The organism is Rhizobium sp. ARZ01 (genome assembly GCF_014851675.1).
GTDB lineage: Bacteria > Pseudomonadota > Alphaproteobacteria > Rhizobiales > Rhizobiaceae > Mycoplana.
Window position 1 is genome coordinate 1,055,966 of the sequence record NZ_JACVAE010000001.1, and the last position, 13,728, is coordinate 1,069,693.

General features: G+C 58.1%; 13 protein-coding genes and 1 pseudogene. 5 read left to right on the forward strand and 9 right to left on the reverse strand.

Translation table 11 applies throughout. The features are described 5' to 3' along the window. Positions 1-291: 291 nt before the first annotated feature. On the reverse strand, positions 292-549 hold the full coding sequence (locus IB238_RS05050; RefSeq protein WP_192244122.1) for a hypothetical protein: 258 nt from the start codon (positions 547-549) through the stop codon (positions 292-294). Positions 550-821: 272 nt separating this feature from the next. Here IB238_RS05050 and IB238_RS24905 point away from each other — a divergent pair, with 272 nt between their 5' ends. Beyond that, positions 822-944, forward strand: a complete 123-nt coding sequence (locus tag IB238_RS24905; RefSeq protein WP_281414430.1) for a hypothetical protein — start codon at positions 822-824, stop codon at positions 942-944. Positions 945-1,263: 319 nt separating this feature from the next. Next, positions 1,264-1,473: pseudogene (locus IB238_RS24480) on the forward strand (transposase domain-containing protein); the annotation flags it as partial. On the opposite strand, the gene IB238_RS05060 reads toward IB238_RS24480, so the two are convergent. From IB238_RS05060 to IB238_RS24485, 6 genes are all read right to left on the reverse strand, one after another. Then, entirely contained in the window at positions 1,470-2,072 is a 603-nt protein-coding gene (locus tag IB238_RS05060) for a HupE/UreJ family protein (RefSeq protein WP_192244124.1), read from the reverse strand. The pseudogene IB238_RS24480 and the gene IB238_RS05060 sit on opposite strands and share 4 nt — an antisense overlap. Before the next feature lie 385 nt (positions 2,073-2,457). After that, positions 2,458-3,630 carry a hypothetical protein gene (locus tag IB238_RS05065; protein ID WP_192244126.1) on the reverse strand — a complete coding sequence of 391 codons (1,173 nt, stop codon included), beginning with the start codon at positions 3,628-3,630 and terminating at the stop codon, positions 2,458-2,460. Then, complete coding sequence (locus IB238_RS05070) at positions 3,627-5,159, reverse strand: DUF4331 family protein (protein WP_192244128.1); 1,533 nt, start codon at positions 5,157-5,159, stop codon at positions 3,627-3,629. Before IB238_RS05070 ends, IB238_RS05065 begins: the two co-directional genes overlap by 4 nt. Positions 5,160-5,206: 47 nt before the next feature. Continuing rightward, entirely contained in the window at positions 5,207-6,853 is a 1,647-nt protein-coding gene (locus IB238_RS05075; protein ID WP_192244130.1) for a di-heme-cytochrome C peroxidase, read from the reverse strand. A gap of 654 nt (positions 6,854-7,507) precedes the next feature. After that, entirely contained in the window at positions 7,508-7,774 is a 267-nt protein-coding gene (locus IB238_RS05080; protein WP_192244132.1) for a DUF2277 domain-containing protein, read from the reverse strand. A 579-nt stretch (positions 7,775-8,353) separates the two neighbouring features. After that, positions 8,354-8,701: a hypothetical protein gene (locus tag IB238_RS24485; RefSeq protein ID WP_246723477.1), complete on the reverse strand. Its 348-nt coding sequence runs from the start codon at positions 8,699-8,701 to the stop codon at positions 8,354-8,356. 343 nt (positions 8,702-9,044) lie between these two features. On the opposite strand from IB238_RS24485, the gene IB238_RS05085 reads away from it, so the two are divergent. Further along, entirely contained in the window at positions 9,045-9,656 is a 612-nt protein-coding gene (locus IB238_RS05085; RefSeq protein WP_192244134.1) for a GNAT family N-acetyltransferase, read from the forward strand. Positions 9,657-9,862: 206 nt separating this feature from the next. Here the strand turns inward: IB238_RS05085 and IB238_RS05090 are convergent, their stop codons facing one another. Then, positions 9,863-10,765: a LysR family transcriptional regulator gene (locus tag IB238_RS05090; RefSeq protein WP_192247360.1), complete on the reverse strand. Its 903-nt coding sequence runs from the start codon at positions 10,763-10,765 to the stop codon at positions 9,863-9,865. Positions 10,766-10,866: 101 nt separating this feature from the next. Here IB238_RS05090 and IB238_RS05095 point away from each other — a divergent pair, with 101 nt between their 5' ends. Beyond that, positions 10,867-11,484 carry a pyridoxamine 5'-phosphate oxidase family protein gene (locus IB238_RS05095; protein WP_192244135.1) on the forward strand — a complete coding sequence of 206 codons (618 nt, stop codon included), beginning with the start codon at positions 10,867-10,869 and terminating at the stop codon, positions 11,482-11,484. A gap of 145 nt (positions 11,485-11,629) precedes the next feature. Further along, positions 11,630-12,400, forward strand: a complete 771-nt coding sequence (locus IB238_RS05100; protein ID WP_192247363.1) for a glucose 1-dehydrogenase — start codon at positions 11,630-11,632, stop codon at positions 12,398-12,400. A gap of 175 nt (positions 12,401-12,575) precedes the next feature. Here IB238_RS05100 and IB238_RS05105 read toward each other — a convergent pair whose 3' ends face one another. Further along, a complete protein-coding gene (locus IB238_RS05105; protein WP_192247366.1) occupies positions 12,576-13,601 on the reverse strand; it encodes a LacI family DNA-binding transcriptional regulator in 1,026 nt (341 codons plus the stop codon). Positions 13,602-13,728 lie beyond the last annotated feature (127 nt).

Below are 13,728 nucleotides of genomic sequence, written 5' to 3' on the forward strand. Positions count from 1 at the left end.
CGCAGGTAGACCATCGCGGCGATTTCGGGTGTCAGGACTGTCCGAGTGCTGCAGGTGACCCGCTGCCTCGTATCATCTTAGCATAAAGACGGCTTGTTTCGGTTCTGCGACCGCGATGAGTTCTTCTCGGTGGGCGATACCGCAGTGACCTAAGCTGTCATCAAGTCTAAGGGCGACGGCGCGCATTCGGTGCTGATCTTGTCCAAATAATTCTCGGTTGAAAAAGTGTTCTTGAGACAGGCACACCGGCTCCCGGATTTGCGAGCGTATGTGTTGGTGTCGGAAACTTTGTTATTGGGCATCGCGGTCCTCCCCATGGCTTTCGTTGTCCGGAGTGGAACCATTGTTTTTGATGCCGTAATCGCTAGTTACCATTTTCTCTTTAACTAGGCCATACATATATATTCCGTATCCAATCAGTACGACTAGGCCAGTTTCTTCTGGCAAAGGTACAATCAGAAAGAAAACCCCGAATATTGCAGGGAGAAGAACCACCTGCAGCGCGTTTTTTGCTGTAAATAACTCATTTATGTGAGGCCTGCGTGGCATCGGTTGCCTCCGTAACGGGGCTCTGGGTAGAGGCAAGGCGGATCAGAGGCGACCGATGCCCATTGAGCCGGTTGCGTTGGCGAGGATGCCGTCGCTTCTACTCTTTTGCGATTTCCGGGCACCGTGTCAGTGCCCGGAAATTTAAAGAGTGAGCGCATTCACGCGCACGTGGGGTGGTGGAGGGAGGATTGTCCCGTGCCCGTTGATATGCGTCTAGGAGGGCCAAAATCGCTCGATCTGGCCGTTAGAAATGCGTCGGGAGACCTTTAGAAATGCGTTTGAAGCGCGCAATGGACGAACACGCACCCAATACTCAAGCCAACGGCTGCGCGGGCATGCTCGACTCCGCGAAGCACGGCGACGATCGCATGCGCAACGACTGGGGACACCATTGACGAGGCTCGCCGTCGCTACCACGAAATCTCGGGAGAGTTTCCCAAACGACCCCGTCGAAAAAGCGAATGCTGGCCGCCTGTAGGCTCAACATGGGGGACCTTAGCGGCTGACGGACGAGGTCAGGTCCGCTATGGGCCGTCAGCTGACCGTCAACTTCTGTCTCCAAAGGTTGGCAAAGCGGACACTCAGCTTTGCGTGGTCCGACCTCCCTCAATTGCCGCAGGCATAGTGACAGCTGTAGTCGGCGGCGCAGAAATGCGACCCGCGGCCCTTCGCACCCGCTTCACGGAATTTGCTCGCGGCTTAGGGGATTTCAGGCACAACGCCGGAGCCGACAATTGGACTACCATCGCCTCGCTCATCGAAACCTGCAAGCTCAACACCGTCGATCCGCTTGCCTATCTGACCGCCACGCCGATCGCCCTCGTCAGAGGTCATATACAGACGGGGCCAAGTAACGGCCGATGCGGGCTTCGTCGGCTCCCATGTAACGTGGAAGCGCGACGACTCTCCTCGGCCTGTTGTTAGAGCAGACCGGTAAGAAGACCAACACCTGCAATCGCTGCGATTCCACCTGCCGCTTGAGTGACGATGCGGCCGCTACGCTCGCTCGCTTTGCCAACGACAAAGCCAATGGCGATGCCAGCGACATTAAAAAGCGCGGTCGCGACCATAAAGCCTGCTGCATACGCAACACCGCCAGCGTCCTCCGGCATCTCTGCCCCATGCGCGTGGCCATGAAAGATCGCGAACAATCCGACAATTCCCATCGCTACGGCAACGGCGGCCTTAATTCCAAATGCAACAATCGCGCCCAGAACGATGGCAGATAACGCGATGCCAGTCTCAACGAATGGAACGGCGACGTCCATGACGCCAAAAGCGCCGCCGACGGCCATGACAAGAACAAAAGTCGACGGGACCAGCCACAAGGCGCGACCGCCCAGTTGAAACGCAAAGACTCCAACCATTACCATGGCAAGGATGTGATCGAGACCAGAGATCGGATGGCCAAAGCCATGCATAAAGCCGGTTGTCTCCCCTACGCCAGTGTGAGCAAAAGCCATTGCAGGAACTGCCAATAAGGTCAGCAATGCGCCCGCAAGTTTCGATATTTTCCGAGTCATGATCCGTCTCCATCAGGGATTTGCGCGAGAATTGCATGCGGAGAAGTGTGAGGAGAGATGACCCTAGCGGAGTATTGGCGAACGCTGTCCGAAGGCTATCTCTGACCGCTTCCGAGCTTGGCGCGCTAAGGCAGAAAGCCTGTGCAAGTCGATCGCCACGAACGGGGTAGATAAATGGACACGATGTGCTCAGCGGACCTTTCGGATTGGCCAGCGCTTACGTCCCAGCCATAAATAGTGAACAAGACGGATCTCACGGCGGCCTCGGCTCCGGGATCTATGATGAGGTGGTTACTAGCCTTGATGGGCATAATCGAGGTTGCTCTCACAACAGCCGGTGCAGCGACAAGGCCGCAGAAGCCCAAGATGACTGACCGACGCCGAATCATGGCTCGTCCTCGGTGTTGTCGACCGCGGAGGCAGAAAAACTCAGCCCCGCCAGGGACGAAGATGTGAACACTTTCGTGTGTCCCCATTGCGCTTGCGCCCGGACGAAAAGCTCCGAGGCAAGACCCGCGTCGCCGGATGCCAAGGCGGCCGCATGGGCGAGTTCGAATGCACGAAGCGTCGGTCGGTTGGCAAGATTGATGCGCGCCAGATCGCTTGCGCGTTCGGGATCGGCCCCGCTGCTCAGGTAAAATTCGGCAGCATGGTCAGCGAACGCGAGTTCGTGCCGCGTAATAAGTGTCTCGAAGGCCAAACGCGCCGCGTCGCGCTGGAGCGCTGCCTCGCCGGCTCTCCCCTGGGCCACCAGCACTTGGGCAAGCCGCCATCCCATCTCTGGATCACCGCTAGCGACGATAGGTAGGAGCAACGCCTCAGCTACCCCGAATTCACCGGCATTGAGGTGAATTTCTGCGAGGTGGACACGCGCATGGGTGTACACAGGCAGATACTCGACCGCCTGCCTGTACCAGTGCGCAGCCCGATTTGGGTCCGGCCTCGGGGCCGTTTCTCCCCACAAGACACCCAGCTGGAAGCAGGCCCAGGCGAGAGCGAAGGGCGACGCATCCCGATATTGCCGAATGGCCCTCACGTAGGTGCGATCAGCATCCTCGAACTCTCCGAGATCAGCAAGCAGCGCGCCTAGCGGCACCAGGTCCCCGAGAGTTCCTGTGGCCTCTGCTATCTCTTGTCGCGTCGCGAGCACGGCAGCCAAATTCTCACCCAATGCCTGTTCAACTGTCAGTCTAATCCGGCCGGAAACGAGTCGCGGCGCTCCAAGAGCCTCCGCCTCCGCCAGATGCGCCTTTGCATCGGCAAAGCGATGGAGCGTTGAGGCGATCTGCGCGGCGATGAGATGGGTCTCCGCAGACAAAGGGATGCGGCCGCAAAGTTCCGACGACAAATTGGCGAGCCGATCCAGAGCCGTCACATCGCCGAGAAATTGGGCGCGTTGCTGCTCTAGCTCTACGATGTGTTCCGCAGTTCCGGGCCGCTCAGGCCAGCGCCTCAGGACGTGCCAGAACCGTTCTCGTGAACTCTCAAGATTAATCACGGCGATATCGCCCGCAGTTGCTTGCGGCCATCCCATCGAGGAGGCGATCTCAGCAGTCACTGGACTGATCCGAAGCGCGTTTTGAGGCTGTCGAGACCGACGCTCAGCAATGTCGAGACGATTGTGCTGACAAGGAGACCTGACCCCTCCTCTGGCCGGTACTTGACGCGCCAAGTCACGGTGGAGCCCGCTCCCTTTGGTCGAACCTCCAGCGTCGCTTCGTGCTGAGCGGCCGGAAATCCACTCACAAGCGTGTAGGTCAAACTCCGTTGTGACTCGTCTATATGCGCTAGGCGATCGACGATGGTCTTACCGTCGATCATCTCGACGCGGCGGAGTTGACCAATACCCGTTCCAGTAGTCCTTATGGTCGCGAACAACGGGTGCCACGGCCCGCCGAACTGCCCGATTACGGCCCAAACGTCTTGCGGCGACGCCGCGAGGTCAACGCTGCGGGTGATCTCCAGCAGCGACTTGTTAGGCGGCTTGACGAAGGGAAAGCTCGTTCCTCCCGGCTGCGTCGCACCCATGGCACCGCCCTGCAAGAAGGGGCCGTGATCGTGATTGACGAGCCATGTCACCAGAATATCGACGGCATTCGCATCGAGGGTGCGCCCGCCGCCGGTCGTGTAGGTGCGATCGTCTATAGTGCTCCTCTCGATCTCCAAATGGCTGGTGTCGGTGATGGGCTTTGCCACATCGAACAGAAGGAAGTCGTTCAGAAATACATTGACGTTGGCGGCGAGTGCGGCAGGGTCCCAATCGACATTTCCGTCCCTCATATCCCATAACTGAAAGCTGCGCCTCAGCCTTTCCCGGTACACCGGCAGAAGGTCTTCTCTGATCGCGAAGGGTTCCTCCTGATTCCACAAATCGCGGAGATCCGGTGCGTCGGGAACACCGATCAGGCAGAAATTGGTCAGCTCGGGCCGGCCTACCCAGTCGAAGCGAGGCGGTGCAAGCCCAAATGTGGGCGGGGGAGTCCAGTTAGGGACAGACTGCGGGGGAGGGCCGCGGGGTGTGGTCTCGGCGATCGCCCCAAAGAGCGAACCTTTGTCTGGCTCCAGGATCCGCTCCGTATCCAACTCGACGACCATGCTGAGGACATTGTTTTCTTGCACAAAATTTGGAGCCGAGATCAGTTCCGGGAAGGGTATCCAACCAATGTAGAAGTGCTCGGATCGCAAGCCTGCAAAAACCCGGACTTCCCCGTTAGGGGTCGATGCGCCTGCCTCGTCATCGACGACGATCGTGAGGGTCCGACCATCTGGCAGGAAGCAGGCACCAGTCTGGCGCGGGCGCTCCCCGTCCGGCCGGGGCTGCAGAACCTCGAACTGGAAGGTGAACCGGATCTCCGTATCTGCAGGCACGAAGGACGTCGCATTGCCAATGCCAGCGACGCGCATCCGGCGCACGACAATGCTGTGGTTGACCGCGTTCGAGAACAGGGCGGTTTCGCCCGCGAAGGGGAAGACATTGGCGATTAGGACGGTGCGCCGAGGATCGGTCGTGTTGATGAATGCAAAAAAATCGCTGACATCAATCGATGGGTCGGCTGCCGTCCTCGGACCGTCTGCATGGTCGGACATAGAGTTCACCCATTCGCGTTCTTGCCGGCTTCCTCAACGCGCGTTTACTATTTTTTGCTCGCCCAATCCCTATCGTTCTGGCATGGCATGGTCGCCTCGTAATCGCGCTTTTCCGACGGATAGTTGTCATACGTCGCGGCCTTCAGATATTCGATGATGGCGTATTTGTCGGCATCGGCCAGTTTGGGGCCGATCCTGCCGGGCCGGCCCGTGTCATCGGTCCACCAGTGACCGGCATTGCTGTTGCCGACGATAGACGTGTCGAAGACCATCGTCGTCAGGCCTTCACCCTCGGTGTAGCGGAGATGAGTGGGATCGTATTCGCTGCTGCCGACGGGAAACTTAGCCGGGCGAGTATCGCTCAGGAGATCGAAGACGGTGCGGACTGAGCCATTGTGGAGGAAGGGCGGGGTTGCCCAGACACCGATCAGGGGGCGCGCCCTGTAGCCGCAGGGGGCCTCAAATTTGACGTCGTCCTCTTGCTCGGCCTTCGGCGTGTGGTTTTCGGCGTAGAGGTGACTGCGGAACGCGTTAACGACGATGGCAGCGTCGACGCCGCGCGCGTCCTTGCTCAGGCCGATCTTTGTCCCGTCATAGGTATACGCCGCGAAATTTGTCGCCTGCCCTGGGTCCGTACCAATTGTTTGGAGAGGTATGACGGGCGCATCCCAGCTGCCGTCCGGCAGCTGCTTTATGCCGTGGCAGGCGGCACAGTTAGCGGCGAACAATTGCCTACCCTGTTCCGCCTTCGTCTGATCAATGTGACCGAGCACGCCCTCCGGCCAAGTCGGGGCACGTAAGCGATCACCAACCTTCTCCAGCCATATCAAATTGTCGAGCTGGATCGAGCTTTCCCAACGCAGGGGCTCGGGGTTTAGCGCGCCCGTCTTGCGATCGACGATATGCGTTGTCGCGGCGACACCGAGGACTTGGAGGATATTCCGGGATAAGGCTTTCCTTGGTATGCAGCTGTTGTACTCGACCCAGCTCAAGCGTCCCACATCCCAAAGATACGGGCGATCGACAGGCGCATTCGGGTCCCTATTGTTTGCCGGCTCCATCAAGCTATGGGCGTAGATCCTGTTTACGATGCCCTGAATGGCGTCGGATCGCCCGGGACCGACATAGAGATAATCCCTTACTCTTGAGGCCTCGAGATCGAATGTGGCGGCTTCGGCTTCGAAATCGGCTTCTATCCGGTCGGCTGGGTAGCCAGCCTTGATCGCTTCCTTGAAGAACTGGGCGCGCCGGGCTGGATCCGCCGCCGTGGCGGCGAACGCGCTAAACATCTCGTAAAAGAAATTGTTTGCCCAGGCGTTCGTCTGGCCGCCTTCAATGCGAAGGGCGGTGCCTTTGTACTCGATGTGACCGGTATGACAATTGGCGCAGTTGATGCCGGCGATTGGGATGCCATCTGTCTTGCTCGCATCGCTGACGGTGAAACCGATTGGCCACCCATATGGGTTCATCTTGTCGGTAACGACGTTGTCTACAAGAAACCCGAGCCGTCGCATGTTGTCGCTGCTCATAAACTTACCGCCGCCGTCCGTTCTTTCAAGCGAAACCAGCCACGCCGCGGGTACCAGCCGCGTCCCCTGATCCATGTAATGATATTCGTCGAGCGTTGCCTGATCGACGTTCTGGTCAATCTTCACGAACTGCGTCGGCGAAGCCACTTCGGCAAAGGCGACCACGATCACGCCTGTCAGGAAAGTTCCCAGGATCAGAACGGACTGCCACATCCTGCTCATTGTCGTCCTCCTCCACTGCGGGGCTCTGCCGGTGCCGGGTTACCCTTGTCGCTTCCCACCTGCCGCTCACGGGGCTTTCTATTGTGGCTCTATGCCCTCCGTGAAAATCCAGTATCGTCGGTGATCACCCGTACACCGACAGCGAACTGCGGCGGCGTGCCTGCTTTAGCCTATGGAAGATGGCATCGACGGCAACTATTGGCTTCGCTACGGTCGCCCTTACGTGAGATGGCACGGGTGAGCCACGTGCCCAAGCGCGCAGGCTGCCTGGGATTCTCCGCTTTTGCTCATCTCGAGAACGAGTGGCCACGTTCACCGGCCATCACTCCAGCCAGCCCTGGTGACCGACCTCGCGCATTTCTTGTCGACCGCTGTAGGACATAGGGCTTCGCTTGTCAGCAGTTAGCCAAAGCCTAGAATATACCCCACTTCAGGTGCGGTCCAGCCTGGCTCCCCTTGAGCGAACGTCCGCTTCTCGGACTGCCTGCGGACGGCCTGAACGGCGGCAATGCGGGGGCGCACAGCGGACGAAGGAAATGTGCTGGCACAACAGCGCCACGGCGTTAGCGTCTCGCCGTGAGCCCGACTGCCAGTAGATCAAGCGAACCGGACTGCATTTTTCGCGCGCACCTTTGCGGCTTCGTTCTCACGGTTGCGTGGCCGTTGTGACGTCTCCATAGAATCGAGCAGTTCGCGGGCGCATGCCGCGATTGAACTTACTGCGCGATCGAATGCCGCTTCATTCCGCTTTGATGGTCTGATCGTTCCGCTCAGTTTGCGCACGAACTGCAATGCAGCATCGTGGATTTCTTCGTCCGTCGCCGGAGGATCGAAATTGAACAGGGTTCTTATGTTTCTGCACATGACACGCTCCCGATTGCGCTCGTCTCTATCTCCTTTGATAGGCCTTGATGGGTCTTCAATTCAGCAAAGGTGAAAACGTCGACAGCGACCTACGATGCGCTCACTGCTGCGGGTAGCCCATTGCTTGCCAGGACCGGCATCCTCAAGAGATAGATAGAATTGGCTATCGTTCGATGCCAGGGCGAGGCGTACACTGTCGGATCGTGCATGTTGCTACACCTCCTGCGGCGGGTTCTCTGTCTGCCGTGCTTTTTGAACCAAACCTTCGGATGAGAAAGTTGACGATGCTTCGGTCGGGCGGCTTTGGTGATGAAGAACGTACTCAGCCCTGAAGAGATGAGTATATTTCCTCCCGAGGACTTGGAGGAAATTCAGCGAATTTTTCAAAAACTCTGCGATAAACGCGGTTTGGCGCGGGGCAGCGACGGAGCCAGCAGTCTCGCTCGTTCGATTCTGGTCCACTATAGTCAGGGCGTGCGAGACACAGACACCCTTGAGAGGCTGTTGCGCGCGCTTCCCCCTGTGGGCAGACCGCCGGTCACCCGGCACTAGGCTGCCCGCGCCGTACTCACTGGTCTGTTATGGTTTGATGTCGAGCGCTTGACCAGACGTTCGTAGCTCTTGCAGCGTCTTACCGACACAGCTTCCCCCGCCTACGTCACCAATCGCTTTCGCTTTACCGTCTAAGGTGATCGTACCAGCAATTCTATCCGACGCTACGTACGTGGCAGTTCCACCCTCGGTAACCCTGGATAGGTAGAACACAAGATTTGTATCCTTGTTTTTGCAAGTGATCGCGAACGGAAAGGTGTTAAATGGCTCGACTTGTGCATAAGCCGTTGAGACCAATTGACCTGACAGCGCCAGGAAAGCGAGTGCTCCGAGCGCGTGTGGCGGCAATGCTGCATTCTTCCAAACACAGCCCATGGATTCCTCCTCTATCAATTTGACTGCACCCGTCGGACGTCTCTAACTTCGATGACCTTGTTAAATGGGTTGCTTGATAGATTGCTTTAAGAACCTCTCCGCATGGGATCCGTTGCATTATGTGCTCGTGGTGCAGACAGTCAACAATGCCCAAGGTGCCGCAAGGCTGATCAAGCCGGCAGGCTTGGCGCGTCCGAGAGACCGCTATCAGGGAAAGGCCAGCGAGAGCCGGCGTCCACTCCTGGGCCGAAACGGAAGTTCGGCCGGTTTGACTCCTTCAAACTGCGTCAATACAATTTCTTTCGACGAGTTTGAGAGCCAGCAGTCAAGCAGGGGCGACGTTGTGGAACTGGTCATTGGTCGGCTGCCACTCACCAGAGTGAAAGAGGCCGTTGCCATGCTGACGCGGGCATTCATGCCCGACCCGATCTTCTCGTATTACTTTCCTGAAGCCAACCGGCGCGCCGAGGTGTTTCGAGCCTTCTTTAACGATGTGGTGCGTGCGCACATAAGGTTTGGGCACGTCTATGCGGCCATGATGGATGAGAAGATCGTGGCGGCGGCGGTCTGGCGGCCACCAGACGCTGGACAATCGACCGTCAGGGACCTCAGGCGCCAAACGCTGACTGAAAATTGGGTACGCGCGATCGACCCAAAAGCTGCGGCCGCCCTATTCGAAGGCTTCGCTGGGCTCGAATCCTGGCATCCCTCCGAGCCGCATTGGTACCTTTTCTTCACCGGTGTTGAGCCTGAGATGCAAGGTAGCGGCATTGGATCTCACCTGCTTGCCCCGGTATTGGAGAACGCCGACCGGTCGCGCGCGCCATGCTATTTGGAAACACCCTTTCCGCGAACCCACGACTTCTATCGTCGGCTTGGCTTCGTAATCGCCGTGGAGGGGCATCCGTTTGCGGGGGCGCCCACGCTCTGGGCAATGAGTCGGGCACCGAAATGAGTCAAAACTGATGTAATAGGGCCGAAATCTACTTGCTCAAGCACTGGTCCGCTTCTGGCGCGAACTGGCCGCCTGACTTTATTTTTGGGATCTGGCTGCAGTCTTGCGTCCGAAATGAAGGCGCAATCCCGTCGTCCGGCCTTGTCACTGCCGACGTCTGCTTTCGGGAAGCGGCCAAGCTGGCCTCTACGACCGACATGGGGCGCTTAGCGGTCACTGAGGCGATCCTTCAACCGCGATGTCGCGAAGTCGAGAAAAACTCTGACCTTCTGCGGTATCCGTCCTCGGGAAGGGTAAATGAGACTGACGGGCCACGGGTCGGGTTCGTAGTCGTCAAGAACCGTTGTCAGCATGCCCCGTGCGATGGCTTCTCGAGCTTGATAGGAAAGGACGCGGGTCAAGCCCAACCCCGCAATCGCGGCGTCAATTGCGACCTCTGCTGTGTTGACCACAAGTCGGGAGTGGATTGGTATGCTCTCCACCGATTGGCCAGTCGTGAAGGACCAGTTCTCGGTCGACGTGATGCCCTCGAAGCTGATGCAATCGTGCCTTGGCAGGTCCATCGGCTGTCCGGGCGCTCCCCGTTCCTCGATGTAGTGGGGGCTTGCGCAAACGATGCGCGTGATCGTTCCAATGTTGCGGAACACGAGACTGCTGTCTGGCAGTTTGCCGATACGAACAGCGAGATCTACATGCTCTTCCGCCAGATCGACAAGCCGATCTGATTGGATCAAGCGAACATTGATTTCCGGATAGGTCTTCAAGAACTCAGCTATGACGGGCAATACGTGCAGGCGGCCAAACACGATCGGCGCGGTGATGGTGAGATTGCCTCTCGGCGCGTGAAACTCACCTGCGGCCGCGCGTTCGGCTTCGGCCACGTCCTCCAGAATTCGACGGCAGGAGGATGCGTATTCTGTACCTGTGTCAGTAAGAATTAGGCCGCGACCAGCCCGTTGAAAGAGGCGCGCTTCAAGGTGCTTCTCCAATTCCGAGATTTTTCGGCTGACAGTCGCTAGCGGGAGGCCGAGCTTCCGCGCTGCGGCCGTCAGGCTTCCCGCATCTACTGCCGCGATCAAGATCGACATTGCTTCCAGACGATCTGCCATGCTTCCAACATTTGAGAGAATGATTTCCAAACTTACAGGATGGTCGCGAAATTCGGAAGGACATAGATTCCGACCTCAACACGCTGTCGGGGTCCAGAAAGATGTACGAGACCGATTCCAATTTTCCCAGTGACGTCGCCTTTACCTCGGCGGTAAAGGCGATTCAGACGCGCAAGGGGTCAAGGCACTCCTATTCTAGGATGGAAACTGGCGGCTCCTGGCAGACGGCGATCACCAAGGAGCTCGCCGCATTTATCGAAAGCCGGACGACGGTCTTTCTGGCAACAGCGAACGCGGCAGGCCAGCCGTACATTCAGCATCGCGGTGGGCCTGCCGGGTTCCTGAAAGTCCTTGATGACAAGACAATAGGATTCGCTGACTTCGCAGGAAATCGACAATACATCACCCAGGGAAACCTCTCGGAAAACCACAAGGCGCATCTCTTCCTGATAGATTACGCTCTTCGACAGCGCGTCAAGATTTGGGGACAGGCTCGAGTGGTTGAAGGCGACGACGATCTAACCTCTCGGCTATTCCCGGAGGGGTACCGTGCTCGCGCGGAGCAGGCGATCCTGTTTTCCGTCACAGCATGGGATGCGAACTGCCCTCAGCACGTACCACAGATGTTTGATGCTGCGGCAGTTCAGTCAGCCTTGGCAGAGAAGGACCGGAGGATCACCGAACTCGAACAGGAAATCGCGCGATTAAGGGGGCCGTGAGTACAAGGCCGCCTGGGGCTAATCATCGCCGCATGTCTGCTATTGGCGCAAACGATTGGCCAAAGTGACGCTCCTCTTACGCAGACTATCTGGCATCCGCACGCCGACGCTGCAATAAATGAGCTTCACCGAGGGAGGCATCATGATGAAGAAGAATGCGCCAGACTTCAGCCTTGAGGGCAAGGTGACTTTTGTTACGGGAGCGAGCCGTGGCATTGGACGTGCTTGCGCACTTGCCTGTGCCGCAGCAGGCTCCGATATTGTCTTGGGGGTCCGCGATGTCGCAGCGTCGGCAGGCTTGGTCGCCGAACTCGGGGGCGTGGGACGAAAAGCTCTGCCTGTTGAACTGGACATTCCCAACAAGGCCCATATTGCGCAAGCCGTCGACGCGGCGATCGCTACGTTCGGTCGGATCGATATCCTCGTCAACAATGTCGGCGTGGCTCCGGGCAATCTCGCGGAGCTCGTTGAGGAGGATGACCTTGACGAGATACTAGATGTCAACATCAAGGGTACCTTCCTGATGACGCAGGCAGTGGGCCGTCACATGATCGAGCGCAACGGGGGCCGGATCATCAGTATCAGTTCGCAGGCCGGGACGGTGGCACTGCGCGGCGAAGCAATCTATTGCATGAGCAAGGCGGCGATCAATCACCTCACGCGCTGCCTTGCAGCCGAATGGGCACGCTACAATGTCACCGTCAATACCGTATCGCCGACTTTCATCCACACAGATGGTACAGCACCTTTTCTATCCGATGCCCACAATCGCAAGGCGACGCTCGGTCACATTCCACTCGGCCGGATTGGAGAAACCGATGATGTGGTGGGTGCCGTAGTCTTCCTTGCATCGCCGGCTGCGAGCCTGATCACTGGAGCGAACCTGCTCGTTGACGGTGGATGGTCCGTCGCCTGAGACCGAGGGCTCGCACCGCCGCCCCCACTTCGCAGCAGACAGGGCGGTAGGTCAGTCTCTTTGAGCGTTTGCTTCACGTTTGCAAATGCGACCGACAGAGCGTCTGGCGCGCGTGTGCCTTGTTCGCTCAAGCAGGAATTCGATGCCAATTTTATCGATGACGCAAATCGGCTTCTTAGATACTGCCCCTATCATCAAGCGCGACCGGAATGTTGGACCGGCACGAGCCGCGGATCACTAGACGCCCCTGCAAAACCAGCCTCCGCGCCGTTTCCGGGCTTTTCCCCGCCAGTCTTTCAAGAAGCAGGTGTGCTGCCTGCTCTCCAATCGCTTGAACCGGTTGCGCGATTGTCGTCAGATGCGGCTCGAATACGTCCGCCCAGGGAAAATCGTCGAAACTGGCAACAGAGACGTCGTCCGGGCAACGAAGGCCGAGATCCCGAATGGCCTTCATGACGCCGATCACCATCAGATTGTTTGCGGAGAATATCGCCGTCGGGCGGTCCGCGCTTGAGAGCAATTGCATCGCGGCTGTGTAAGCACTCATCTCGCGAAAATTGCCAAGCCGCACCAAGTTGTCGTCGAAGGGCAGCCCGGCAGCCGCCAATGCCGTGCGAAAGCCCGCAAGACGGTCGCGGCCCGTCGACGTTTCCAGAGAACCTGAAATGTAGCCAATGCGCCGATGGCCGAGGCCAATCATGTATGAGGTCGCATCCTGCACGGCGCGATGGTTGTCGAGAACTACGGCATCGGTGTCGATGCCGTCACATAAGCGGTCGATAAGGACGGTTGGAAGCTTGGCTGCGGCGAGGATCCGCTTCAGATGTTCATCGTCGCCTGCGGGAGCAATGATCAAGCCGTCGACCATGCGGTCGATCAGGAGTTCGATCTGCTCATCCTGCATGCCGACATCCTCATCATTGCAGCAGAGCATGACTGCATAACCTGCATGATGGAGAGCGTCCTGAATGAAAGAGACCACGTCGGTGAAGAATGGGTTTGTGATGTCGGCTACCATGAGCCCGACCGTGCGTGTCGTGCCTAATTTCAGACTGCGCGCGATGGCATTGCGCTTGTAGCCGATGCGATGGATGGCCTCTTGGATCCTGGCGCGCAACTCCGGGCTGACCGGCGCGGAACCATTGAGGACCGCAGAAACCGTCGCCACCGACACTTCGGCGGCTTTCGCCACATCAAGCATCGTGGGTGAGGTTGATTTGCGAATCCTGCGTTGCATGGTCAATCAAAACGTTTCGATCTGACGCCCGTCAGAACCATATTTGAGCAGCAGTCCTTTCGCAACACCTGCAGGAATGCCTCAATGTGCT